At 63.2% G+C, this 25,549-nt stretch carries 23 protein-coding genes; 9 read left to right on the top strand and 14 right to left on the bottom strand.

Going from position 1 to position 25,549, the window contains the following annotated elements; genetic code table 11:
- Window positions 1-70 precede the first annotated feature (70 nt).
- The 5 genes from glnT to CFE47_RS09730 all read left to right on the top strand — a co-directional run bounded on the left by glnT (window position 71) and on the right by CFE47_RS09730 (window position 5,818).
- Window positions 71-1,405 (top strand): type III glutamate--ammonia ligase, encoded by a 1,335-nt coding sequence (gene glnT, locus CFE47_RS09750; RefSeq protein WP_185710225.1) that lies wholly within the window; start codon window positions 71-73, stop codon window positions 1,403-1,405.
- Between the two features lie 22 nt (window positions 1,406-1,427).
- Window positions 1,428-2,333 (top strand): class II glutamine amidotransferase, encoded by a 906-nt coding sequence (locus CFE47_RS09745; protein ID WP_286836536.1) that lies wholly within the window; start codon window positions 1,428-1,430, stop codon window positions 2,331-2,333.
- A gap of 11 nt (window positions 2,334-2,344) precedes the next feature.
- Entirely contained in the window at window positions 2,345-3,019 is a 675-nt protein-coding gene (locus CFE47_RS09740; RefSeq protein ID WP_185710227.1) for a GltB/FmdC/FwdC-like GXGXG domain-containing protein, read from the top strand.
- 15 nt (window positions 3,020-3,034) lie between these two features.
- Window positions 3,035-4,357 carry an FMN-binding glutamate synthase family protein gene (locus CFE47_RS09735; RefSeq protein ID WP_185710228.1) on the top strand — a complete coding sequence of 441 codons (1,323 nt, stop codon included), beginning with the start codon at window positions 3,035-3,037 and terminating at the stop codon, window positions 4,355-4,357.
- A gap of 150 nt (window positions 4,358-4,507) precedes the next feature.
- Window positions 4,508-5,818: an ammonium transporter gene (locus tag CFE47_RS09730; protein ID WP_286836535.1), complete on the top strand. Its 1,311-nt coding sequence runs from the start codon at window positions 4,508-4,510 to the stop codon at window positions 5,816-5,818.
- A 208-nt stretch (window positions 5,819-6,026) separates the two neighbouring features.
- Here CFE47_RS09730 and folD read toward each other — a convergent pair whose 3' ends face one another.
- From folD to CFE47_RS09685, 9 genes are all read right to left on the bottom strand, one after another.
- On the bottom strand, window positions 6,027-6,941 hold the full coding sequence (folD, locus tag CFE47_RS09725; protein ID WP_286836534.1) for a bifunctional methylenetetrahydrofolate dehydrogenase/methenyltetrahydrofolate cyclohydrolase FolD: 915 nt from the start codon (window positions 6,939-6,941) through the stop codon (window positions 6,027-6,029).
- Between the two features lie 65 nt (window positions 6,942-7,006).
- A complete protein-coding gene (locus tag CFE47_RS09720) occupies window positions 7,007-8,686 on the bottom strand; it encodes an APC family permease (RefSeq protein WP_286836533.1) in 1,680 nt (559 codons plus the stop codon).
- Between the two features lie 76 nt (window positions 8,687-8,762).
- A complete protein-coding gene (locus CFE47_RS09715) occupies window positions 8,763-11,105 on the bottom strand; it encodes a trimethylamine N-oxide demethylase (RefSeq protein ID WP_286836532.1) in 2,343 nt (780 codons plus the stop codon).
- A 15-nt stretch (window positions 11,106-11,120) separates the two neighbouring features.
- On the bottom strand, window positions 11,121-12,488 hold the full coding sequence (locus CFE47_RS09710; protein ID WP_286836531.1) for a trimethylamine monooxygenase: 1,368 nt from the start codon (window positions 12,486-12,488) through the stop codon (window positions 11,121-11,123).
- Between the two features lie 20 nt (window positions 12,489-12,508).
- Entirely contained in the window at window positions 12,509-13,375 is an 867-nt protein-coding gene (gene purU / locus CFE47_RS09705; protein ID WP_286836530.1) for a formyltetrahydrofolate deformylase, read from the bottom strand.
- 31 nt (window positions 13,376-13,406) lie between these two features.
- Window positions 13,407-14,537 (bottom strand): aminomethyl transferase family protein, encoded by a 1,131-nt coding sequence (locus CFE47_RS09700; protein ID WP_286836529.1) that lies wholly within the window; start codon window positions 14,535-14,537, stop codon window positions 13,407-13,409.
- Window positions 14,538-14,565: 28 nt separating this feature from the next.
- Window positions 14,566-15,582, bottom strand: coding sequence for a heme-dependent oxidative N-demethylase family protein (locus CFE47_RS09695; RefSeq protein ID WP_286836528.1), 1,017 nt, complete (start codon window positions 15,580-15,582; stop codon window positions 14,566-14,568).
- A gap of 12 nt (window positions 15,583-15,594) precedes the next feature.
- Window positions 15,595-16,524 carry a PDR/VanB family oxidoreductase gene (locus CFE47_RS09690; RefSeq protein ID WP_286836527.1) on the bottom strand — a complete coding sequence of 310 codons (930 nt, stop codon included), beginning with the start codon at window positions 16,522-16,524 and terminating at the stop codon, window positions 15,595-15,597.
- Window positions 16,521-16,961: a dimethylamine monooxygenase subunit DmmA family protein gene (locus tag CFE47_RS09685; RefSeq protein WP_286836526.1), complete on the bottom strand. Its 441-nt coding sequence runs from the start codon at window positions 16,959-16,961 to the stop codon at window positions 16,521-16,523. The genes CFE47_RS09690 and CFE47_RS09685 overlap by 4 nt, the downstream gene beginning before the upstream one ends.
- Window positions 16,962-17,208: 247 nt before the next feature.
- Here CFE47_RS09685 and CFE47_RS09680 point away from each other — a divergent pair, with 247 nt between their 5' ends.
- From CFE47_RS09680 to CFE47_RS09670, 3 genes are read left to right on the top strand one after another with little or no spacing between them, the layout of a single operon-like run.
- Window positions 17,209-18,255, top strand: a complete 1,047-nt coding sequence (locus tag CFE47_RS09680; protein ID WP_286836524.1) for an ATP-binding protein — start codon at window positions 17,209-17,211, stop codon at window positions 18,253-18,255.
- Window positions 18,224-18,880, top strand: coding sequence for a response regulator (locus CFE47_RS09675; protein WP_286836522.1), 657 nt, complete (start codon window positions 18,224-18,226; stop codon window positions 18,878-18,880). Before CFE47_RS09680 ends, CFE47_RS09675 begins: the two co-directional genes overlap by 32 nt.
- A gap of 1 nt (window position 18,881) precedes the next feature.
- The gene (locus CFE47_RS09670; RefSeq protein WP_286836521.1) at window positions 18,882-19,625 is read left to right on the top strand and encodes a PAS domain-containing protein; all 744 of its coding nucleotides are present in this window, start codon (window positions 18,882-18,884) and stop codon (window positions 19,623-19,625) included.
- 20 nt (window positions 19,626-19,645) lie between these two features.
- Here the strand turns inward: CFE47_RS09670 and CFE47_RS09665 are convergent, their stop codons facing one another.
- From CFE47_RS09665 to ribBA, 5 genes are all read right to left on the bottom strand, one after another.
- Entirely contained in the window at window positions 19,646-20,800 is a 1,155-nt protein-coding gene (locus CFE47_RS09665; RefSeq protein ID WP_286836520.1) for an ABC transporter ATP-binding protein, read from the bottom strand.
- Between the two features lie 17 nt (window positions 20,801-20,817).
- Complete coding sequence (locus CFE47_RS09660; protein WP_286836518.1) at window positions 20,818-21,627, bottom strand: ABC transporter permease; 810 nt, start codon at window positions 21,625-21,627, stop codon at window positions 20,818-20,820.
- Between the two features lie 6 nt (window positions 21,628-21,633).
- Complete coding sequence (locus tag CFE47_RS09655; protein WP_286836516.1) at window positions 21,634-22,551, bottom strand: ABC transporter permease; 918 nt, start codon at window positions 22,549-22,551, stop codon at window positions 21,634-21,636.
- A complete protein-coding gene (locus tag CFE47_RS09650; protein ID WP_185710983.1) occupies window positions 22,548-23,573 on the bottom strand; it encodes an ABC transporter substrate-binding protein in 1,026 nt (341 codons plus the stop codon). The genes CFE47_RS09655 and CFE47_RS09650 overlap by 4 nt, the downstream gene beginning before the upstream one ends.
- 225 nt (window positions 23,574-23,798) lie before the next feature.
- Complete coding sequence (gene ribBA / locus CFE47_RS09645) at window positions 23,799-24,908, bottom strand: bifunctional 3,4-dihydroxy-2-butanone-4-phosphate synthase/GTP cyclohydrolase II (protein WP_286836513.1); 1,110 nt, start codon at window positions 24,906-24,908, stop codon at window positions 23,799-23,801.
- A gap of 70 nt (window positions 24,909-24,978) precedes the next feature.
- Between ribBA and CFE47_RS09640 the strand changes: the two genes are divergently transcribed.
- Entirely contained in the window at window positions 24,979-25,269 is a 291-nt protein-coding gene (locus CFE47_RS09640; RefSeq protein WP_286836511.1) for a DUF1330 domain-containing protein, read from the top strand.
- The last annotated feature ends 280 nt before the right edge of the window (window positions 25,270-25,549 follow it).

Genomic DNA, 25,549 nt, shown 5'->3' with positions numbered 1-25,549 from the left:
TCTTTTTAGGAATAAAAAGACGGTTCGGCCCATCCACACTGTTTTGCCTTTTCGCGAGGAGTGACGAGCAATGTTGCCAGCAGAAACCCAGCGCATCATCGACAAGCACGGGATCAAGTACGTGCTTGCTCAGTTTGTGGATATACATGGCGCGGCCAAGACCAAGTCGGTGCCCATCTGCGGGCTGAAGACGGTGGCCGAAGAGGGCGCGGGGTTTGCCGGGTTTGCCATCAGTGGCATGGGCATGGAGCCCCATGGCCCGGACTTCATGGCCCGAGGCGACCTGGCCACGCTGACGCCGGTGCCGTGGCAGCCGGGTTACGGGCGGGTGGTGTGTGTCGGCCATGTGGACGGCAAGCCCCATCCCTATGACAGCCGCTACGTGCTGCAACAACAGGTGCAGCGCCTGCAGGACAAGGGCTGGACCCTGAACACCGGCCTGGAGCCCGAGTTCAACCTGATGCGCCGCGACGAGCACGGCAAGCTGCAACTGGTGGACGCCAGCGATAACCTCGACAAGCCTTGCTACGACTACAAGGGCCTGTCGCGTTCACGGGTGTTTTTGGAGCGCCTGACCGAGGCGTTGCAGGCGGTGGACTTCGAGGTCTACCAAATCGACCACGAAGACGCCAACGGCCAGTTCGAGATCAACTACACCTACAGCGACGCGCTGACCTCGGCTGACCGCTTCACGTTCTTCCGCATGGCCGCCGGCGAGATTGCCAATGACCTGGGCATGATCTGCTCGTTCATGCCCAAGCCGGACCCGAAGCGCGCCGGCAACGGCATGCACTTTCACCTGTCCATCAGCAGTGCCGAAAACAAGAACCTGTTCTTTGATGCCAGCGACCCCAGCGGCATGGGCCTGTCCAAACTGGCTTACCACTTTGCCGCCGGTTTGCTCGCCCATGGCCCGGCGCTGTGTGCGTTCGCCGCGCCCACGGTCAACTCCTACAAGCGCCTGGTGGTCGGTAACTCACTGTCCGGCGCCACCTGGGCGCCGGCCTTTATCGCCTTCGGCGCCAACAACCGTTCGGCCATGGTGCGGGTGCCCTATGGCCGCCTGGAGTTCCGCCTGCCGGACGCCGGCTGCAACCCCTACCTGGTCAGCGCCGCGATCATCGCCGCCGGGCTGGACGGCATCGATCGCCAGTTGGAAATCGACCACGTCTGCAACGAAAACCTCTACAGCCTGAGCCTTGAGCAGATCGCTGCGCGCGGCATCAAGACGCTGCCCCAATCCCTCAAGGAAGCCTGCGACGCGCTGGAAGCCGACCCGCTGTTCGCCGAGGTGCTGGGCCCGCAGATCGTGGGCGAGTTCATCAAGCTCAAGCGCATGGAGTGGGTGGAATACAGCCGCCATGTGAGCGACTGGGAAATCCAGCGCTACACCGAATTTTTCTGACACCGTGTGACGGAGACTTGTTATGTGTGGAATCGTAGGCCTGTACCTGAAAAAACCGCAACTGGAAGCCCAGCTCGGCCAGCTGTTTGAACCGATGCTGCAAGCCATGACCGACCGTGGCCCGGACAGCGCGGGCTTTGCCATCTACGGCGATGAAGTGGCCGATGGCTGGGTCAAGCTGACCCTGCAAGCCACCACCGAAGCCTTCGACTGGCAGGCCCTGATGGGTGAGCTGGAAGGGCGTCTGGGCTGTTCGCTGGACTGGTTCCAGAACGCCAGTGCCGCCGTCTTGAAGATCCACGCCGACGAGGCGCCAGTGCGCCTGGCCTTGGCGGAGTTGGCGCCGAGCGTGCGCATCATGAGCGCCGGGCAAAGCATCGAAATCCTCAAAGGCATGGGCCTGCCCAAGGAAATTTCCCAGCGTTTCGGCCTGGCTAACATGCAGGGCAGCCACATCATCGGTCACACCCGCATGGCGACCGAGAGCGCGGTGACCATGGAAGGCAGCCACCCGTTTTCCACCGGTGCCGACCTGTGCCTGGTGCACAACGGCTCGCTGTCCAACCACTTTCGCCTGCGCCAGGAGCTCAAGCGCGAAGGCATTCATTTTGAAACCGACAACGACACCGAAGTCGCCGCCGGTTACCTGACCTGGCGCCTGCAACAGGGCGACTCGCTCAAAGAAGCGCTGGACCATGCCCTGGAAGACCTCGACGGTTTCTTCACCTTTGCCATCGGCACGCGCAACGGTTTTGCGGTGATCCGCGACCCCATCGCCTGCAAGCCGGCGATCCTCGCCGAAACCGACGACTACGTGGCCATGGCCTCCGAATACCAGGCGCTGTCGAGCCTGCCGGGCATCGAGAACGCCCGTATCTGGGAGCCGGCACCGGCCACGTTGTACATCTGGGAACGCCCATCAGCTTAAGGAGCGCACATATGCAAACCATCGATCTTTCCACCGCCACCGTGCGTGACCTCAACCAGGCGCTGCACGGCCAGGCTATCGACAGCGAATGGCGCGTCACTCATTCCAACGGCAAGCACAACCTCGCCGTGGGCGTGAACCAACCGGTTTCCATCGATATCGAGGGCCATGCCGGTTACTACTGCGCGGGCATGAACCAGCAGGCGTCGATCACCGTGCACGGCAACGTCGGCGTGGGCTGCGCCGAAAACATGATGTCCGGCTCGGTGCGCGTCAAAGGCAGCGCCTCCCAGGCCGCCGGGGCCACGGCCCATGGTGGCTTGCTGGTGATTGAAGGCGATGCGGGCGCGCGCTGCGGCATCTCCATGAAGGGCATCGACATTGTGGTGGGCGGCAGCATCGGCCATATGAGCTGCTTCATGGGGCAGGCCGGGCGTTTGGTCGTATGCGGCGATGCCGGTGATGCACTGGGCGACTCGCTGTACGAAACCCATATCTACGTCAAAGGCACGGTGGAGTCCCTGGGTTCCGATTGCATCGAAAAAGAGATGCGCAGCGAGCACTTGCAAGAGCTGCAAGCGCTGCTGGACCTGGCCGGTTTTGCCCATCAGGCGGCGGACTTCAAGCGCTACGGTTCCGCCCGCCAGCTGTACAACTTCAAAGTCGATAACGCCTCCGCGTACTGATCCAGGAGCTTCACCATGAGCGAACAACACACTCCGGTCCTGCGCGAGTCGGCCACCTTCGACCGCCTGACCATTCAGGAAATCCAGCGTGCCGCCGAAACCGGCATCTACGACATTCGCGGCGGCGGCACCAAGCGCAAGCTGCCGCATTTCGATGACCTGTTGCTGCTCGGCGCCAGCGTGTCGCGCTACCCGCTGGAAGGCTATCGCGAGAAGTGTGGCACCGATGTAATCCTCGGCAACCGCTTTGCCAAGAAGCCGATCCACCTGAAAATCCCGGTGACCATCGCCGGCATGAGCTTCGGCGCACTCTCGGCCAATGCCAAAGAAGCCCTGGGCCGTGGCGCGACCATCGCCGGTACCAGCACCACCACCGGCGACGGCGGCATGACCCCGGAAGAACGCGGCCAGTCCCAGCACTTGGTGTATCAGTACCTGCCGTCGCGCTACGGCATGAACCCGGATGACTTGCGCAAGGCCGACGCCATCGAGATCGTATTGGGCCAGGGCGCCAAGCCCGGCGGTGGCGGTATGTTGCTGGGCATGAAAGTCACCGAGCGCGTGGCCGGCATGCGCACCTTGCCGATCGGCGTGGACCAGCGCAGCGCCTGCCGCCACCCGGACTGGACCGGCCCGGATGACTTGGCGATCAAGATCGCCGAGCTGCGCGAGATCACCGATTGGGAAAAACCGATCTACGTGAAAATCGGCGCCAGCCGCCCGTATTACGACGTGAAGCTGGCGGTGAAAGCCGGTGCCGATGTGATCGTGCTCGACGGCATGCAAGGCGGTACGGCTGCGACCCAGGAAGTGTTTATCGAACACGTCGGCATCCCGATTCTGTCGGCCATCCCGCAGGCGGTACAGGCACTGCAGGAGATGGGCATGCACCGCAAGGTGCAGTTGATTGTGTCGGGCGGCATCCGTAACGGCGCCGATGTGGCCAAGGCCATGGCGATGGGCGCGGATGCGGTGGCCATCGGCACGGCGGCGCTGATTGCCCTGGGCGACAACCACCCACGCTTGGACGAAGAGTTGAAAAAGATCGGCTCGGCGGCCGGTTTCTACGACGACTGGCAAAACGGCCGCGACCCGGCCGGCATCACCACCCAGGACCCGGAGCTGTCCAAGCGCCTGGACCCGGTGGAAGGCGGGCGCCGCTTGGCCAACTACCTGCGGGTGATGGTGCTGGAAGCCCAGACCATGGCACGCGCGTGCGGCAAGTCGCACCTGCACAACCTCGATCCCGAGGACCTGGTGGCGCTGACCGTAGAGTCCGCCGCCATGGCCCGTGTACCGCTGGCCGGTACCTCTTGGATCCCCGGCTCCGGCTATTAACCCTGTAATGAGCGGGCTTGCCCCGCGCTGCGGTGTGTCAGGCAAGCACAAGGCGCCTGACACACCGCCGCGCGGGGCAAGCCCGCTCACTACAAGACCCTCGTTCACCACAACCAGGCACTTCCCATTTCTTTTGCAGGAGCTTTGAATATGGTCAATCGTCTTCTTGCTGTATTGGCGGCCAGTGCATTCGTGCCGTTGGCCCAGGCCGCCGATGCCCCCGTCCTGAACACCGGCAGCACCGCCTGGATGGTCACCGCCGCCGTGCTGGTGTTGTTCATGTGCCTGCCGGGACTCGCGTTGTTCTACGGTGGATTGGTCCGCGCGAAAAACATGCTGTCGTTGTTCACCCAGTGTTTTGGTATCGCAGGACTCGTGGGCGTGCTGTGGGTGATCTACGGCTACAGCATGGTGGTCGACACCACGGGCATGGTTGAAGGGCAGGTGACGTTCAACAGTTTTGTCGGTGGTTTGAGCCGTGCCTTTCTGGCGGGCATGACGCCCGACAGCCTGGTGGGGGATATCCCGGAAGGCGTGTTCGTGACCTTCCAGATGACCTTCGCCATCATCACTCCTGCACTCATCGCAGGCGCCTTTGCCGAACGCATGAAGTTCTCGGCGGCGCTGCTGTTCATGGCCATCTGGTTCACCCTGGTGTACGCACCGGTGGCGCATATGGTGTGGGGCGGTTCGGGGGCCTTGATGCACAACTGGGGCGTGTTGGACTTTGCCGGCGGCACCGCGGTGCACATCAACGCCGGTGTGGCGGCGCTGGCCGCATGCCTGATCCTCGGTAAGCGCAAGGGCTACCAGAACACACCAATGCCTGCGCATAACCTGAGCCTGACCATGGTCGGCGCGGCGATGCTGTGGGTCGGCTGGTTTGGCTTCAATATCGGCTCCGGTGGCGGGCTGAGTGGCACCTCGGGCATCGTCATGCTCAACACCCAGTTGGGGGCGTGTGCGGGTATTCTCGGCTGGATGTTCACCGAGTGGTTCAAGGTCGGCAAGCCGAGCGCGTTGGGTTTGGCCAGTGGTGCGCTAGCCGGTTTGGTGGGCATTACCCCGGCCTGCGCCTATGTGGGTGTTGGCGGTGCATTGGCCATCGGCCTGTTGTGCGGGGTGTTCTGCTACCTGAGCGTGACCGTGTTGAAACGCCGTTTTGGCTACGACGACAGCCTCGACGTATTCGGTTTGCACGGCATTGGCGGCATGATCGGCGCAGTGCTGACCGGCGTGTTTTGCGTACCGTCGATGGGCGGGCTGGTGGAAGGCGTGACCATGGGCGGTCAGGTAATCGCACAGATCAAAGGCGTGCTGTTGACCACGGTGTATTGCTTTGTGGTCAGTTGGATCATCCTCAAGGTGGTCAATGCGTTGATCGGCTTGCGTGCCCATGAGTCGGTGGAAGAAATGGGGTTGGACATGGCCGAGCATAACGAGCGGGCCTATAACCACTGAGCCTTTTCCTGAATAAATGCAGTCCCTAATGTGGGAGCGGGCTTGCTCGCGAAGGCGGTGTTTCAGTCACGACTGAGTTGACTGATCCACCGCTTTCGCAGGCAAGCCAGCTCCCACATTTGATCTTTTTTGGCCGTCAGAACGCACCCGGCTACAGACCTCCCAGGCAAGCCAGATCCCCTGTGGGCGCTAGCTTGCCTGCGGTGGCTCAGATCACCGCCAGCGCGCGGGGCAGGGCGGTGCGCTGCAACTGGCTGGCAATCAGGGTGTTCTTCAACAAGTAGGCAATGGTCATCGGCCCCACGCCGCCAGGCACGGGGGTGATGGCGCTGGCCACGGTGCGTGCGCTGGCGTAATCAACATCCCCCACCAGGCGCGTGCCGGTGTCAGTGTTGATGCGGTTGATCCCCACATCAATCACCACCGCACCGGGCTTGAGCCAACTGGCGTCGATCAATTGCGGGCGACCCACGGCCGCCACCACGATATCGGCCAAACGGCACAACGCCGCTGCATCGCGGCTGCGCGAGTGCACCACGCTGACTGAGCAGTTGGCCTGCAGCAGCAAGGTCGCCATCGGCTTGCCAACAATGTTCGAGCGCCCAATCACGACCGCGTGCAAACCGCTCAGGTCGCCACAGGTTTCATACAACAGGCGCATGCAGCCGCTGGGTGTGCAGGGCGTCAGTACTTCGATGCCTTGCACCAGGCCGCCGACGTTTTCGCGATGGAAACCATCCACGTCCTTGATCGGATCAATGGCGTGGATCACCGCCTGCTCGTCGATATGCGCCGGCAACGGCAACTGCACCAGAATGCCATTCACGGTGGCATCTGCGTTGAGTTGTGCAATCAACGCCAGCACCTGTTGTTGGCTGGCGTCCTGCGCCAAACGGTACTCCAGCGAGCGAATGCCTACGTCCTTGGCCCGTAGCAGTTTATTGCGCACGTACACTTCGCTGGCCGGGTCTTCGCCTACCAGCAGCACCGCCAGGGCCGGGAAGACCTGCTGGGTAGCGAGCGCCTGGACCTCTTCGCGAACCTCGTCGAGCACCAGGGCAGAGATGGCCTTGCCGTCGATATCGCGGGCAAGGGCAGGGAGGGGACTGGTCAAGAGCGTCACCGTTATCAGGAGGAGTAGGAGAGGGCTGAGGGACGGATCCCTCAGCGATAAACAGGCCAGGCAGCTCAGGCTACCAGTTGATGGCAACCGTACACCACCAGCACGCCAGCGATCAGCGTGGCATAGGGCAGCCAGCCGGCGCGGCGTTGGCCGTCATCGGCCTGGATATACAGGTCGGTGAGCATGGCGGCGGGGAAGCGGCCCTTGTCCTGCACATAGTGGCGGTAGCAGAACACCGGCAAAATCAGCAGTGCCAACAGCAGGCCGGTGACCAACGTGCCCGCGCCCCAGATGTCCGCGCCCAGGCCCATGCACGCCAGGTTGACAAAGCTCAGCACGCCGCCGGCCGCGAGCAAGAGCGTCGGGGCCTTGTACGGGCGCACCCAGTCGGGGCGGTCCAGGCGATGGATCCAGCCGGCATTGAGGTTGAGGAAGTTGAAGATGATGTAGCTGACGTTGGACGCCGCCAGCACAAACACGTAGTCGGACATCAGCAACAGCAGCAGGTTGAACGACAAGTCGGTCCACATCGCCGCCGTCGGCGCGCCGTGTTCGTTGGTACGCCCCAGGTACTTGGGCAGCCAGCCATCCACCGAGGCTTGGTACAGGGTGCGCGACGAACCGGACATCGACGTCATGATCGCCAGCAACGTCGCCAGCACCAGCATGATCAGCACGATATTGGCCACCATCTTGCCGCCGCCGATGCTGTCGGCCATTACCTGGCCAACGCCCATGCCGCTGTAGATCGCCGGCGACAGCAAGCCGCTGTACACCGCAGGCGTAACCACTGCGCCGCTGGCATCGAGCACTGCCGGGGTGACCAATTGGCCCAGCCCGAGGCTGCCCTGGAATGCCAGCGGCACCAGGGTGAACACCAGGATGCACAACAACCCGGCGTAGAAGATCGCCTTGAAGGTGTCACGCTTGGGGTCCTTGAATTCACGGGTGTAGCACACCGCCGTTTCGAAACCGTAGGTGGACCACGCCGCCATGAACAACCCGCCGGCCATCAGCGACCAGCCGGAAATATCCCATGGGCCGTCGATGACTTGCCCGGCCGCATCATGGGCCAAGGGGTACAGCGGCAGGAAGTTGGCCTGGGCCGCATCCCCGGTAAACAACGGCACCACGCCCACCAGCAATAGCGGAATCAACGAGGTGACGCCGAGCACCAAGGTCAGGCGCGCCGAACGCAGGATGCCGCCATGCTGCACGGCAAACACCGTCAGCAGGATCAGCAGGCCAATGCCGAAGGTCGCATTGATGCGCAGCGACAGCCCGCTCTTGATCCAGCCCAGGTCCAGCAAGGTCAGTTGCCAGGTGTTGATCAACGCATCGGCAGGAAACAGCGCGGTGAGGATGTACCCCGCCGCCAGCCCCGAACCGATGGACAGCACCGGCGACCAGGCCAGCCAGTTGCACCACACCGACACCGGTGCAATCAGCTTGCTGTAGCGTACCCAGGCCACTGCGCCATACACCGAGGCGCCGCCGGATTTATGCGGGAACAGCCCGGCAATTTCGGCATAGGTAAAGGCCTGGATAAAACCGAACAGGATCGACACGATCCATACGATCCACGCCGGCTTGCCCACGGTGGCGGCAATCGCGCCGATGGAAAACAGCACCAGCGCGGGCACGCCGCTGGCAACCCAGAATGCCCCGCGCCAATCGATCTTGCGGTGCAGGCTGCCCACCGAGCTGGCAGCCTGCGGAACGGCCTCGAATGTAGTCGCTTCCATCTTTGTATTCCCATGTCTGAATAGCGGTTAAGTGGGGGCAGTCAAAGTAGGGTGGCGCACGCGGTGTTCGGGACGATCAGCTACGCACCCGGCTCTTGTCCGGGTCGTAGAAGATCGCTGCGCTGACCGTGGCGCTGATGCGCTTCTGCAGGCCATCGACTTTGCCAATCTCCACCACGCTGCCAGGCTCGGCGCACGTGACGTCCACCCGGCACAACGCGATGTTGCTGGCCAGCAGCGGGGAGCGGCAGGCACTGGTGATGACCCCGACCTGGGCGCGACCGCGGTAAACCGGGTCGCCATGGTGCGCGGCCTCATTGCCATTCAGGTGCAGGCCGACCAGCTTGTGGGTGGGGTGGGCGCTGCGGCGAAGCAAGGCGTCACGCCCGATAAAATCATCGGTCTTGCTTTTCAGCGGCACGCTGAACCCGATGCCCGCTTCAAAGGGGTCGGTCTGGTCACTGAACTCATACCCGGCAAAAATCAGCCCGGCTTCGATGCGCAACATATCCAGGGCTTCCAGGCCCAGGGGCACCAGGCCCAAAGGCTCGCCCAGTTGCCAGATACGGTCCCACACGCGCTCCGCGTCTTCGGGTTGGCACCAGACCTCGTAGCCCAGTTCGCCGGTGTAGCCGGTGCGCGAAATCATCAACGGGCAGCCGTCGAAGCCGTCCAGCCGCCCCACCAGGAAGCGAAACCAGCCGAGGGTTTCCACGCTGGGTTGGGTGGGCGGCGTCCAGACCATCTGCTTGAGCAATTCGCGGCTCAGCGGTCCTTGCACCGCCAGGTTGTGGATCTGCTCGCTGGCGGACTTGACCCACACCTTCATGCCCAATTTCTGTGCCTGCTCGCGCAACCACACCCCGGCGTAGTCTTCCCCGCAGATCCAGCGAAAGTTGTCCGGGCCCAGGCGCAGCAACGTGCCGTCATCAAGCATGCCGCCGTGGGCGTGGCACATCGCCGAATACACCACCTGGCCCACCGCCAGCCGGCGCACATCGCGGGTCAGGCAGTATTGCAACAGAGCTTCGGCGTCAGGGCCGATGATGTCGAATTTGCGCAGGGCGGTCAGGTCCATCACCGCAACGCGTTCGCGACACCCCAGGTATTCCTCGATAGCGCCATAACCGTCGTAGCGCAGCGGCAGCCACCAGTTGCGGTAGTCGCTGAAGTTGCCGGTGAGGGCGCTGGTGCGGGAGTGAAACCCGGATTCACGGGTCAGGATCGGGTCGGCATCTGCCGTGGTTCGTGTGCTCATGGCGATGGAAAAACGCTCCTTTTCGCTGTAGATGCGGACATGGATATCGCTCGGTTCCCAGCCATTGGCCGGATCGATGTCATCCGGGCACGAGGTGCTGGCACACAGCAGGTCGGTGGCGGCACGCAACAACACATAGTCGCCGGGGCGCGACCAGGGTTCGTCGAGGGTCATCTGCTGGTGCGCGTCGATCCCGGTGTTGAAGAAAAAATTGATCGCCGGCCAACCGCTGCGTGCCTGTACGCCGTGGGAGGCGAGGACCTGGCTGAGGTTGTCGCTGCAGTTGTCGTGCCCAAAGTAGCCGTGGCTTTCGTAATAGCGCGCCGCGCAGGCCAGGGCGAACGAGTCGTGGCGGCCCACGGTGTCGCGCACCACCTCGAGCATCGGCTGCATCTGGCGGTCGAAAAACTTCGAGAACAGCCCAGGCGCCGGGTAGGCGCTGCCGTTCAGGGTGCGCGTCACGGTCTGGTCCAGGTCCAGTTCCACACCACGGTCCAGGGCGCGGCGGTCGAGGGCGACGAAGTCCGAGCACTGTCGCCCGGCGACGTCGAGCACCTGCACGTACTGGCCCTTGCCCACGGTGTAGCTGCGCGCGCTGCCGGCATGCAGGGTGAACTCGTCGAGCAGTTCGCCCAGCGGTTCCGGCAGGCCTGGCAGCAGCAAGGGCGACGGGTTGGCACGGGTGACCCAGACCCTGAGTTCGCTGGGCCGGTACTGCTGGTCGACGGCCGTGGGCCCTGCGGGCGCGCCGATAATCAGCAAGCGCTCGTGCGTCGCAGTAAAGCGCCGGCTGTAGTTGGCCGGGCTGTCTTCGTCCCACAATGAGGCAGCGTGGGGCAGGCGTTGCGGATCGATGCCGCGCCGGCTCAAGGCGTGCTGGATACGCCGCGCCTGGGGCGTCGCGCTGGCTAACTGGGCCGGGATAAAAGCGCAGTCCGGCGCGCCCTGTAGCGCCCAGTCCGACAGCGTGCTGCGCCCCTTGCTGTCCAGGGCCAGCAGTTCGCAGGGTTGGCGGCCTTCAAGATCGATCACTTGCAGGCTGTCGCCGGGTTGCAAGTCGATCAGGGTCAGGCCGCCGACGCCGACGCGATAACGTTCCAGGTTCGGCGAGCGGGCAAACAGGCCCGGCTCTTGGGGATGGGACACCCGTGGTGCATGCATGGACAGGCTCCCGGGTCAGCCGACGGATTGGATGGACGTCGGCGGCTCACCGAGGTACGCCTCCATGGAGTCATCCAGCGCGAGCAGCCACGGCGTGTGATGGGGCGGCGACTGGGTGCCGGTCATCAGCGAGCGATAGGACTTGTCGCGGTAGCCCATGATGTTTTGCGCCTTGTCGTGCTTCCAGTGCAGGAAGGTTTCGTTCACCGCCGCGATGTCGAAATTCGGGTAGTCGGTGGCGTCCACCAGGTGCTGGATGTAGGCACCCTGGTATTCGAACATCTGCTGATTGGTTTCCAAGGTCTGTTCGCGCGCGTGCCACTGCTGGCTGTCGGCGGCGCGCTCGGCCGCGTCCGGCAGGGCGATGCGCCCCAGGATCACATCGCGGGCGTACCAGGCCTGGGCATCGAACATGTTGAAGGAGTACCACTGGTCCTGCATGCCCAGGTAGATCAGCCGAGGGTTGGGCTCCCAGAACACGCCCTTGTAGAGGTTCATCGGCCACAAGCGGTTGTCGGTCTTGAGGCTCAGCTCGTCCGGCAGGAACGGGAAGTGGTGTTTGTAGCCGGTGCACAGGATCACCGCGTCGATGTGTTTGCTGCTGCCATCGACAAAGTAGGCGCGGTTGTTTTCCAGGCGCTTGAGCAACGGTTTTTCTTCCCAGTTGTCCGGCCAGGCATAACCCATGGGTGCACTGCGGTAGCAACTGGTGATGCTGCGCGCGCCGTATTTGTAGCATTGCGAGCCGATGTCCTCGGCCGAGTAGCTGCTGCCGACAATCAGCAGGTCCTTGTCCTTGAACTCCAGTGCCTCGCGAAAATCATGGGCGTGCAGGATGCGCCCGGCGAATTGTTCGAAGCCTTCGAAGTAGGGCACCTTGGGCGTCGAGAAGTGGCCGCAGGCATTGATCACGTAGTCGAATGCTTCGCAGGTCAGCGTATCGCTGTTGTAGTCGTGGGCGTACAGCGTGAAACGCTGGGTCTGCTCGTCAAAGGTGACCTGGCGCACCACATTGTTGAAGCGGATGTAGTCGCGCACGCCGGCCTTTTCCACGCGTCCCTTGATGTAGTCCCACAGCACCTCGCGCGGCGGGTAGGAGCCGATGGGCCGCCCAAAGTGTTCTTCAAAGGTGTAGTCGGCGAACTCCAGGCATTCCTTGGGGCCGTTGGACCACAGGTAGCGGTACATGCTGCCGTGCACCGGTTCGCCGTTTTCATCCAGGCCGGTACGCCAGGTGTAGTTCCACATGCCGCCCCAGTCCTGCTGTTTTTCAAAGCACACCAGTTCGGGAATGGGCGTGCCTTGGTCGCGGGCCGACTGGAACGCGCGAAGTTGGGCCAGGCCGCACGGGCCGGCGCCGATGATTGCTACACGTAGGGTCATGAGCGTGCCTCCTGAAGGTTTCAGCGAAAGATCACTGTCTTGTCCTGGTTGATGAATACCCGGTGTTCCAGGTGATATTTCAGGGCTTTGGAAAGGGCCACGGTTTCGGTGTCGCGGCCGATGGCGACCAGCGAATCGGGCAGGTGGGTGTGGTCCACACGCTGGATCTCCTGCTCGATGATCGGGCCTTCGTCGAGGTCGCTGGTGACGTAGTGGGCCGTGGCGCCGATCAACTTCACCCCACGGTCGTAGGCTTGGTGATAGGGCTTGGCGCCCTTGAAACCGGGCAGGAACGAGTGATGGATGTTGATCGCCCGCCCCGACAGCTGCTGGCACAGGCCGTCGGAGAGGATCTGCATGTAGCGCGCCAGCACCACGAGGTCGGTCTGGGTGTCTTCGACGATGCGCATCAGCTCGGCTTCCTGGCTGGCCTTGCTGTCTTTGGTGATGGGCAGGTAGATGAAGCGGATGCCTTCGCGCTCGGCCATGGCGCGCAGGTCGAGGTGGTTGGAAACCACGGCGGTGATGGTCATGTCCATTTCGCCCTTGCGGTGGCGATAGAGCAGGTCGGTGAGGCAATGGTCGAACTTGCTCACCATCAGCAGCACCCGCGTCGGCTGGCGCGAGCTGAACAACTGCCACTGCATGTCAAAGCCGCCGGCAAGGTCGCCCAGGCCCTTGCGCAGGGCGCCGATATCACCGCTCACACCGGTATTGAAGCGGAACACCGCCCGCATGAAAAACTGCCCGGTGAACTCGTCGTCAAACTGTGCCAGCTCGCTGATGTAGCACTGCTGCACGGCGAGGCAGGCGCTGATCGCCGCAACGATCCCGGACGCCGCCGGGCAGGTGATTTTGAGGATGTAATGTTCGCTGGAGGCGTCCATCGAAGGCTCCTGGGTAAGTGTGGGAAGAGGCTCAGCCCTTGGCCGTGCGCTTGGTTTTTTGCGGGTCGTCAAACGGCAGGGCGTGGCTCACGGCACTGGCCTCGAGGCTGCCGCGCACTTGCAGGGCTATGCCCGGCTCGGAGCAGGCGACGCTCATGCGCGCAATCGCCATCGAGCGTTTGCTCAGGCGCGAATACATGCCGCAGGTGATCACGCCGACTTGCGTATTGCCCTGCCACACGGTGTCGCCCGCCTCGGCCGGGCGTACGCCGTCGAGCAGCACACCGGTGATCTTGAAGCGCTCCTGGCCGCGCAGGCGCTGGTGTTCTTCGGCACCACGGAAGGCTTGTTTGCCGGGGGACACGGTGAAATCCAGGCCCATTTCCCAGAGCGTGTCGCCGGCCTTCTGGTCGGCGAAGGGGTACATTTGCGAGTTGTCGTAGGGGAAGAACATCAGCGAGCTTTCCACCCGCAACCAGTCCAAGGCGGTGAACGCACAGGGGATGATGCCCAGGCTGGCGCCCTGTTCCAGGATGCTGTCCCACAGGAACGGCGCGTCAGCGGCCTTGCAGAAAATCTCGTAGCCGCGTTCGCCGGTGTAGCCGGTGCGGGAGATCATCACCGGGCGTTCGAACAGGCGCGTTTGCAGGTGGTGGAAGTACGGTAACTGGCGGATGCCGGGCACGTGCTCGGCAAGGAAATCCACCGCCAGCGGGCCTTGCAGCGACAGGTCGTGCAGGTCGTCATCGAACAACACCGCCACCTGCCGGCCCTGGGAAGAGCGCACGAGCATTTCATGCCCGCTGCCAGCGCCGTGCACCACCATGAAGGCATTGGGGCCGGTGCGGTAGACGATGCAGTCATCGACAAACTTGCCGTCCTCGTCGAGCATCGAGGCGTACACCGATTTGCCGGGGTAGAGCTTGGCGATGTCGCGGGTGGTGGCCCACTGCAACAGGCTCTCGGCGTGCGGCCCGACGTAGTGGACTTTTTTCAGCCCCGACACGTCCATCAGCCCGGCGCGGGTGCGGATCGCCTGGTGGTGGTCGGCCAGCGCGCTGCTGTAGGTCCAGGCGGTGCCCATGCCGTTCCAGTCTTCGAGGTTCGAACCGAGGGCGCGGTGCCGTTCGGCCAGTGCAGAAATACGCCATGAAGCAGTCATGTGAAGGTCCTTGTCGGGAGAGAGGGAGTCAGGCTTGCGGGTCGAATTGGCTGAGCCACTCGACCAGCGTGTGTCGATAACGGGTCATGCCCTTGTAGTCGGCGATGGGGTCGGGCAGGTCGCGCAGCACGCGATGCAGGCGGCAGCCCCAGCCGGGGTGAGTGACCAGTTCGTCGAGGCTGATCAGGTAGGTACGGATGCTGAACATCACCGCGTTGCTGCGGGGCAGGCGCGCCATCACTTGCAACTCGACCCGCAGGTGCACCTGCTGCCCGACATTGCTGGCGGTGATGCGGCCGCGGTCCGCGCCCCATTCGTGGAAGGTTTCGGGGGATGAGTCCAAGCGTGGGTTGATGGTCAGCGTCCAATTCAGGCGCCGCACCGGCTGGCCGGTTTGCAGGTTGAGCAGGTACTTCAGCGCCCGTTCGAAGATGCCCATCTGGTGGGCCATGGGCACCGGTGCATGCCACTGCTTGAAGCTCATCCCTGCATCAAATGCCAGTGACCAGTCGGCCGGGCTGGTGACCAGGCCGGCGTCCATGTACAGGTCGCCGTCACGTTGGTCGAGCAAGGCGAAATCGCCCTGCACCTGGCGGCCGATGTATTCCAGCGGTGCGCAGGGCAGGCTGCTCGCGTCGCCGAAGACAAAGCGCTGGTCGATGTCCAGCAGGTGGTTGCGCCAGTGCCAACGCTCGCCGTCCTGGGTCAGGCTGAAGCTTTGCGGGTAATCGGCAGCGAGGTGTTCCATCAGCATCTGCAACGCATCCCAGGCCGCCACTTGCATGTGCGGCATCACTAGGTAGCGGCGCGGGTCCTGGTCGAGGACGAGCGCGCGCTCGGCCATTTCCGAGCGGTAGTGCTCGTCGATATCGAAGGCGTGCTCGTAGATCGAGCCGGGGTCGCGGGAAGTGGCCGGTTCGATGTTCACCGAGTACAGGTAGCTGTCTTCAATGAACGGAAACGGGAAGCGGCGGATAGCACTGGGGCTGTTGCGAAAGCTGAAATCGTCGCGATAGCTCAGCACGGGGCTTGATGGCAGGGGCATGGCGGGTAACTCCTATAGGTCCAGTGACACGCAGGGGCCGCAGCCGCGTGAGACGCAAGGCATCAAAAACTCGGCTTGCTCGGCCGCGCTGAGAAAGCTGTCGCGGTGTTCGATGGCGCCCTCGGTGTGGCGGGTGATGCACTGGCCGCAAACCCCGCCACGGCACAGGTTGGGCACCTGCACACCGGCGTGCTCCAGGGCTTCGAGCAGGCTCTGTTCGGCCTCGACCCGCAGGCGCCGGTCGCTGCGCAGCAGGTGCAAGTCGAACGGTTGGCCGGGCTGCGCACCCTTGAAGGCCTCGGCGTGCAGCCGATTGCCCGGCCAGCCACAACGCTGGGCCTGTTGCGCCACCGCATCGAGCAGGGACTGCGGGCCACAGGTGTAGACGTGGCTGCCCAATGGCCGGTTGGCGAGGAGGGCACTCAGGTCCGGGCGGCTGGCGTAGCGATGCAGGCGTGGGCCGAGGCGCTGTTGCAGTTCGTCGAGGTAGGCATCGCTGAGGCCAGGGCGGTACAGGTAGTGCAGTTCGAAATCGGCCTGTTGCTGCTCCAGCGCGGCGATATACGCCATGAAGGGCGTGATGCCGATGCCCGCGGCGATCAGGATGTGCAGGCGTGCCGTGCCGTGGGGCGCAAACAGATTGGCCGGCGGTGAGATCTGCAAGGTATCGCCCACGTGTACTTGCTGGTGCAGGTACTGCGAGCCGCCACGCGAGGCCTCTTGCAAGCGCACGGCGATGCGGTAGTGCGCCGTGTGCGCCGGATCACTGGTGAGGGAATAAGCATTGCGCACCGTGCCTTCGGCCAGCGGCAGGTGCACCTGCACATGGCTGCCCGGAGAAAACGCAGGCAGTGCGCCGGTGGCTGACACCAGGGTGAGTTCGCGCACCACCGGCGTGAGCATCCTGGCGGCGCTGACGTGTACCTTGAGCGCGGCACTCATGGCTGGAACCCCGCGTACGGCTGGTCGGGGTCGACGCATACGCCAAGGTAAGCCCCCAGTCGCCGGGAAAAATGCGTGCGCACCTCCAGCCCGACATGGCAGCCGATGCAGCTTACTGACGGCTCCGGCCCGACGGCCTGGGTCAGCCCGCAATGCGCGCAATACACCAGGCGAAGGCCGGGCAGCGTGCAGGTCAGGGTGATCTCGGTTTCTTCCAGGCCTGCCGCACGGGCTTGACCGTGCAGGCGCCAGATGAAGGCCTCATCCCCCAGCACGTGGAGCCGGCAGCCCACCGTGGCGTCAGCCAAGACGTGTTGCAGGCGCCGGGCGAAGTCGGGGTGTTCGGCGTTGAGCAACAGGGGCGTGTCCAGTGTTGCGACAGCTGCTGCGTCGGCGGCGGCCGATTGCATCACCACGATAGGTCGGTTGTGCGTCATGCGGGCTCTCCAAGCGGGTTTTGTTTCCTGCTGGGAGAGATACTTTCCTATGGGGAAAATCTTCTCAATCTGGAAAAAGGGCTATGCCTTTGGAGATAGGCCTTGTTCGACCGCCATTCGGGGCATGGAAGTTGCTGGTCTTTAGCTAACGCTCAGCAACGGAACGGGGAGTGATCGACGCGTGCAAACACGACCGAAAAGGTGGCCGCTCTGGTTGGGGCCTGTGCGCCCAGAACAGGCGCGCAGCGTGCGCAGGCTGTTGGCCGGGTTGCCCCTGCACGCTGACGGTGCCTTATCGGATTTCCTGGACCGTTTCGACGCACTGCTGCCACCTGCCAGGCTCAACCTGATCCTCGGCGGCGAAGACTTGAGCCCCACACGGCGCGGCTTGATCGAGGGCTGCCAGCTCGCAGCGGCTTGCCCCTGGCGCGACCCGAACGTGGCGGATACGCCGCAGGCTTGCGGCCCTTGCCGGCAACGCGGGGTACACCGGGTGGTGTGCGCCTTGCCCGAGGGCGAAAAGGGCGTGTTGCTGCTCGATACCCCTCGACGGGCCGGTGCCACTTGGCGCGGGTTACTGGAAGAAGCGGCGCAGGCCGTACGCGTGAGCGTGCGCCTGCGCAGCCACCAGCGCGAGCAACAGCGCAAACAGGCGACGTCGCGCCACGGCGCCCTGGCGCGTGAGCTACACGACTCGGTGGCGCAGCAGCTTGGTTATCTGTCGTTCCAGGCCCATGGTTTGCAGTCCCAGCTCGGCGAGCCAGCCTTGCAGGACCTGTGCGCCGGGCTGAGCCAATTGCAGCGCCAGGTGCGCGAGCTGATTACCAGCGCACGCCTGACCATGGACGGACGTTCGCTGCGCCAGGCCCTGGCCGACTCCGTCGCCGAGTTTTCCCGGCGTTGCATCATCGTCTTCGAACTGGATAACCGTCTGGCCGACGATGCCCTGAGCCCGGAAACCGAATTACAGATCCTGCAGATCATCCGCGAAGCCTTGGCCAACGCAGTGCGCCATTCCCATGCGCGCCATGTGCGCATCGAGTTGCGCCAAACCCAGGACGGCGACGCCTCGGTGTCGGTGGAAGACGATGGCATCGGCCTGAGCGCCGCCTCCGGTGAGCACAACCATTTCGGCCTGGCGATCATTCGCGAGCGTGCCGCCAGCATCGGTGCGCACCTGACCATTGAAGCCATCCGCCCGCACGGGGTGCGCGTACACCTTGGCCTGCACCGCAACCAAGAACTGCCACAGGGGAGTCTCGATGGACTGCACGACCTTATTACTGATCGATGATCACCCTTTGTTTCGCAAAGGCCTGGCGCAGTTATTCGGCGCCAGTGACGACTTCGAAGTGGTGGGCCAGGCGGCCAGCGGCCGCGAGGGTATCAACCTGGCCGTGAGCCTGACGCCGCAGCAGGTGCTGCTGGATTTGCACATGCCCGGCCTTAGCGGTTTGCAGGTGCTGGACGAACTGCGCCAATTGCGTCTGGAATGCCAAGTGGTGGTGCTCACGGCCTCGATGGACCGCGCCGAATTGCTCACGGCCCTGCGCCTGGGCGCCAGCGGCTATGTGCTCAAGGAAACCGAGCCTGACGCGTTGCTGGCGTATATGCGCAACTGCCACAAAGGGGCCATCGTACTGGACTCGACCTTGATCGCCTTGCTCGCCGACCAAGCGCCCGCGTCGCCATGCGAGCCCCTCGACAGCGGCAACCTCACCGAACGCGAAGGCCAGACCCTGGCCCTGATCGCCGCCGGCATGAGCAATAAACAGATCGGCCGCGAATTGGGCATCAGCGACGGCACGGTAAAAATCTACGTGCGCAGCCTGTTGCAGAAGCTCGGCTTGCATTCGCGGCTGGAACTGGCGGCCTGGGTGCACAACGGGGCGTCGATGAAGCACGAGGAGCGCCACTAATATGAGGGAAAGCCCCGAAGCCTTCGCATCGACAGCGCCTGTGCATCTGATGGACCGCTTTCCCGGCGCGCTGCTGGAACTGCGCGACAACGGCCAGATCGCCCATTACAACCTGGCCTGGGCCGCACTGATGGACTGTCCGGGCAGTGAGCGCAACCTGATCGATTATGTGCACCAGGAAGACCGCCCGCTCTGGCGCCAAGCCCTGCAGGAACTGCGGCGCCGCCCCGACACCTCGTTCAACCAACGCTTGCGTTTCGTGCATCCGAGCGGGGAATTGCGTTGGTTTGACGTCAGCCTCAAGCGCGGGCCGCAAGGTTTTTACCTGGTGGCCGGCGACGTCACCGCGCACAAACGCCGTGAAATCGCCTTGCAGGCCAGCCAACGCAGCAGCATGAGCCTGCTGGATAGCATGCCCGGCCTGATCTATCGCGGCCGCAACAACCGCGACTGGACCATGGAGTTCGTCAGCGCCGGGTGCCTGCAACTGACCGGCTACCCCGCCGAGCGGCTGGTGGACAATCACGAGTTCACCTACAACAGCCTGATCCTCGCCGAAGATGCCGATTACGTCTGGCGCGAGGTGCAATATGCACTGTCACGCCAGGAGCCATTCGAGCTGAACTACCGGATCCGTTGCGCCGATCAGTCGATCAAGCATGTCTGGGAGAAAGGCGTGGGAATTTATGCCGATACCCGCGAGGTGTTGGGTATCGAAGGGGCGATTTTCGAACGCAAACTTTAACGTTCATCCGCTCACTACATTCAATGCGCGCCGGCGGCTTTGTTCAGGTCGCTTTCAGCCCACTCGGTATACACGCACGCATCCGCCGTGGCCCAGCGCACGCGCACCGGGTCGCCGGCCTTGAGCGGCATGCCCGCAGCCGACAGCGCCTTGACCGTCATCGACGTACCGCCGAGGGTTTTCACGGTGCAGGTCTGGCTCTCGCCCAGGAACAACACCTCGCCGACAATCGCCGACACTTCATTCCAACCCGCCGCCAGCGGTTGCTCGGCGGCTTGTTCAACGCTCAGCGCCAAGGCTTTTTCCGGGCGGACCATCAGCAGTACGTCCTGGTCGATGTGCAGCCCGGTGGTCAGGCGGATCGACAGCGTCTGGCCTTCGAACGCCGCTGCCGCATTGCCCTGGGCCTTGAGTTTGAGGAAGTTGGAGTTGCCTAGGAACGACGCCACGAACGCATTCGGCGGGTTCTGGTACAGATCAAATCCGCTGCCCAGCCCGACAATTTTGCCGTGGCTGAAAATTGCGATGCGCTGGGACAGGCGCATGGCTTCTTCCTGATCGTGGGTCACGTAGACGATGGTGATGCCCAGGCGTCGATGCAGTTGGCGCAGTTCGTCTTGCAGGTCTTCACGCAGTTTTTTGTCGAGGGCGCCGAGGGGTTCGTCCATCAGCAAGATGCGTGGCTCGTACACCAGCGCGCGGGCGATGGCCACGCGTTGTTGCTGGCCGCCAGACAGTTGGGAAGGGCGGCGATGGGCGAACTGTTCCAACTGCACCAGCTTGAGCATGGCGTCGACGCGTTTCTCGCGTTCGGCGCTGGCCAGTTTGCGGATCGCCAGGGGGAAGGCGATGTTGTCGCGCACCGACAAGTGCGGGAACAACGAGTAGCGCTGGAACACCATGCCGATATCGCGCTTGTGCGGCGGCACGTTGACCAGGGATTGGCCGCTGACCAGGATCTCGCCGCTGCTCGGCGTTTCAAACCCGGCGAGCATCGACAGCGTGGTGCTTTTGCCCGAGCCGCTGGAGCCGAGGAAGGTGAGGAACTCGCCGTCCTGAATGTCCAGCGAGATATTGTCCACGGCGGCAAATTCGCCGTAGTGCTTGTTCAGGTTGCGCAGGCTGACCAGGGGTTGGCCAGGGCTCTGTGCGGCATCTTTGATCACTGCATTCATGTCTTGATCCTCGGCGCTTAGGCGCGGGTTTCAGTGCGTCGACGAACGACGGCGGCAATCACCATGACCAGTACCGACAAGCCGATCAGCAGCGTCGAGGCGACGGCGATCACAGGCGTGAGGTCTTGGCGCAGGGTGGTCCACATTTTCACGGGAAGGGTTTGCAGGGTGGGGCTGGCCATCATCACGCTGAGCACCACTTCGTCCCACGAGACGAGGAACGCGAACAGCGCACCGGCCACCATCCCTGGGCGGATTGCCGGGAACGTCACCTTGAACACCGCCTGCAAGCGTGAGGCGCCGCAGATCACTGCCGCGTCTTCAATCGACTGGTCGAACAGCTTCAGCGAGTTGATGATCGAGATGATGGTGAACGGCAGTGCAACGATCACATGGCTGACCACAAAGGCGAACAGGGTGCCGGTGTAGCCCAGCTTGAGAAACAGCGCGTACACCGCCACGGCGATGATCACCAGTGGCACGATCATCGGCAGCGTGAACAACCCGTAGAGCAACTCGCGGCCTGGAAAACGCCCGCGCACCAGGGCAAACGCGGTCGGCAAACCCAGCGCCACGGCGAACACGGTCGTCAGCACCGCCACCTTGAGGCTGGCCATCGCGGCGTTCATCCAGTCGGCATTGGAGAAGAACTGGCCGTACCATTTCAGCGTCCAGCCCGGCGGCGGGAACACCAGCCATTGGGACGAGCCGAACGACAGCAGCACGATAAACACGATCGGCAACAGCAGGAACAGGCCGATGATGCCGGTGGTGGTGTAGAGGCCCAAGCGCATCCTGCGGCTCATGGCATTCGGAGTCAGGAGCATGACGGCTTACCTCGCGTTGCTGGCGCCAACCGGGGATTCCGGCTGAAGCTTCAGGTAGAAGTAGAACAGCACCAGCGTGATGAAGATCAGCAACGCGGCGCCGGCACTTGCCAGGCCCCAATTGAGGAACGATTGCACCTGCTGAATGATGAACTCGGGCAGCATCATGTTCTGCGCACCGCCCAGCAGTGCGGGGGTGACGTAGTAACCGAGGGACATCACAAACACCATCAGGCCACCGGAAAACAGCCCCGGCCGGCACAGCGGTAAAAACACCCGGAAGAAGTTGGTCCAGGGGCTCGCGCCGCAAATGGAGCCGGCCTGCAGGATCATCGGGTCGATGGCCTGCATGGTCGCCTGCAGCGGCAGCACGATGAACGGGATCATGATGTAGCTCATGCCGATCACCACGCCGGTGAGGTTGTGCACCATCTCCAGCGGTTGATCGATGATGCCCATGGCCATCAGCGCCTTGTTGATCACCCCCGAGGCTTGCAGCAACACCAGCCAGGAATAGGTGCGGGCGAGCAGGCTGGTCCACATCGACAGCAGCACGATGTTCAGGATCCAGCGCCCCCAACCGCGTGGCACCAGGGTGATTGCCCAGGCCAGCGGAAAGCCCAGCAACAGGCTGAACAGCGTCACCAGCCCCGCCACCGAGAAGGTGTTGAGCAGCACCCGGGCGTAGGCCGAGTTGGCGAACAATTCTTCGTAGTTACCCAGCCCTGGCACCGGCTCCAGCACGCCGCGCAGCAGCAGGCCGATCAGCGGTGCCAGGAAAAACAAACCGAGGAACAGCAGGGCAGGGATCAGGTTGCTTGAGCCTTTCCAGCGCTGGGCCAGGGACGGCGACACGGCTTTGCCTGAAACCGCGCCGGAGGCGCCCAGGGCGCTCCCGGTCGGTGTGCTTGCCGTCATTTTCATTTGACTAGCCATTCATTCCACCGTGTCGCAATGGCCGGACCGTTCTTGGCCCAGTAGGCGAAATCGAGGGTGATCTGGTCCTTGGCATACGCCGTCGGCAGGTTCGGTGCCAGGACTGAGTCCAGGCGCTGCACGCTGTCGATGTTCACCGGTGCATAAGCGGTCAGGTTGGAGAAGTCGGCCTGGCCTTTGGCGCTGCTGGCGTTGGCCAGGAACTTCATCGCGGCGGCTTTGTTCTTGCTGCCTTTAGGCACGACAAGGATGTCGGCCATCACCAGGTTCTGCTTCCAGCTCACGCCCACCGGTGCGCCGTCTTCTTGCAGCGCGTGGATGCGACCGTTCCAGAACTGGCCCATGCTGACTTCGCCGGAGGCCAGCAGCTGTTGCGACTGCGCACCGCCGCCCCACCAGACGATGTCTTTCTTGATGGTGTCGAGTTTCTTGAAGGCGCGGTCCAGGTCCAGCGGGTAGAGCTTGTCGGCGGGTACGCCATCGGCCAGCAGCGCCAGTTCCAGCACGCCAGGGCTTGGCCATTTGTAGAGGGCGCGTTTGCCGGGGTAGGTCTTGGTGTCGAACAGCGCGGTCCAGTCTTGCGGTTTGCCGGCGCCGAGCTTGCCTTCGTTGTAGCCGAGCACGAAGGAGAAGAAGAACGAACCCACACCGTGGTCGGAGACGAAGCGTGGGTCGATCTTGTCGCGCTGGATCACCGAGAAATCAAGGGGCTCGAGCAGGCCTTCGGCGGCGGCGCGCAGGGCAAAGTCCGCTTCTACGTCGACCACGTCCCACTGCACGTTGCCGCTCTCGACCATGGCCTTGAGTTTGCCGTAGTCGGTGGGGCCGTCCTGTACCACCGTGATGCCGCTGGCCTTGCTGAACGGATCAGCCCACGCCTGCTTCTGCGCATCCTGGGTGCTGCCGCCCCAGCTCACGAAATTGACGCTTTCGCCCGCCTGGACCGCGTGGCTGGCCGTGGCCAGTAAACCCGCGAAAAGTACCGCGGTTGCACGTTTGTTCAACACCATGTTCACGCCCTCATTTGTTTTGTTATTGAGCGGGCTGGGTAGTGCCCGCCTATCGGGAGCAGTAGGTAAAACGGGGCCTTTCATCAGGGCCCAAAAGCGACCGTGCCAAGGGCTGTTATTGGTGCTCTCCCTGGCGGGCGCACTTGGCAAAAGCGTTCGGTCTATGGAATATCATATTATGGTATTCCAAGCTTTGTGCAAGCACTTTGCCTTACCGGCGATCCGTCATTCGGTGAAGGCAATGCTCTCCACGACTTCCAGGTCGTAGCCCGTCAGCCCGGCGTATTTGAGGGGCGGGCCAAGATGACGAAGCTTGCCGACGCCAAGGTCCTGCAATATCTGCGCCCCGGTGCCGACCTCGGAATAGATACGCGATTGCGAGCGGCTGAACTGGCGCGGTGCCTGGGTCAGCTGCGGTACGCGTTCCAGCAGCGCTTGAGAGGATTCATGGTTGGCGAGCACCACCACCACGCCGCTGCCTTCAGCTGCCACGCGTTGCAGCGCCGCCCACAGCGTCCAGTTCGACGGCCCGCTGTATTCGGCGCCCACCAGGTCGCGCAGTGGGTCGATCACATGCACGCGCACCAATGCGGGTTCGTCACGGCGCAACTGGCCCATCACCATGGCCATGTGCACGCCGCCATCGATGCGGTCTTCAAAGGTGATCAGGCGGAAGGTGCCGTGCACCGTCGGCAGGTCGCGCTCGCCGATGCGCACCACCGTACGTTCGGTGCTGAGGCGGTAGTGGATCAGGTCGGCGATGGTGCCGATCTTGATGCCGTGCTTGCGCGCGAACACTTCCAGGTCGGGGCGGCGGGCCATGGTGCCGTCGTCGTTCATCACTTCCACAATCACCGACGCCGGCGTGTGCCCGGCCAGGCGCGCCAGGTCGCAACCGGCTTCGGTATGGCCGGCGCGGGTGAGCACGCCGCCGTCCTTGGCGCGCAACGGGAAGATATGACCGGGTTGCACGATATCGGCGGGGCCTGCGTTGAGATCCACAGCCGCTGCCACCGTACGTGCACGATCAGCGGCGGAGATGCCGGTGGTCACGCCGGTGGCGGCTTCGATGGACACGGTAAACGCGGTGCTGAACACGCTGCCATTGCTCGGCACCATCTGCTCCAGGCCCAGGCGCTGGCAGTGTTCATCGGTGAGGGTTAGGCAGATCAGGCCACGGGCTTCGCGGGCCATAAAGCTGATAGCCTCGGCGGTGCAGCACGCAGCGGGGAGTAACAGATCGCCTTCGTTTTCCCGGTCTTCATCGTCCACCAGCAGCACCATCTTGCCCTGGCGGTAGTCTTCGATGATTTCTGCGATGCTGTTGAAGCTCATAGTAGGGTGCTCGATTTGTTGGTTGTATGTATTATGGTATACCACAAAATTTGAATAAGAGGATGTCTCGATGAAGGCTTACTGGATTGCCCATGTGGATGTGGCGGATGCCGAGCAGTACACGCAATACACCAGCCGCGCACCGGCGGCGTTTGCAAAGTATGGCGGGCGGTTTTTGGCCAGGGGCGGGCGCAGCATCGCGCTGGAAGGCGGGCCGGCGAGGGCGCGTAATGTGGTGATCGAGTTTGATAGCTATGAGCAGGCGGTGGCGTGTTATGAGTCGCCGGAGTATCAGGAGGCGAAGGCCCACCGTGAAGGCGTGGCTCAGGCGCAGATCATAATTGTGGAAGGGGTGGTTTAGGGGGGTGGTTGTTGGGTGTTGGGTGTATATCCGTTGGCTAGGTAACGGCTGCTTATGGTTTCGCTTTTACAGCGACTCACTTTTGGAAAGGCCCAAAAGTAAGCAAAAGGCCTTCGCCCCAACACTCGGCACCTCGCTCATGCTCGGTGTGCCCTCACTCCGGCTTTGGAGCGTGGGCCGCCGCGATGGGCCATCCTTGGCCCAGCGCGGCTAACCCGGCGTCCTGCCGGGTTACCCACGCTCCAAAGCCTGCGTTCGGCCAGCGTGTTTGACGGGGCGC

It is taken from the genome of Pseudomonas sp. PGPPP1 (genome assembly GCF_002255865.1).
GTDB classification, from domain to species: Bacteria; Pseudomonadota; Gammaproteobacteria; order Pseudomonadales; family Pseudomonadaceae; genus Aquipseudomonas; species Aquipseudomonas cremoris.
This window is presented reverse-complemented; position numbering and strand designations above follow the sequence as displayed.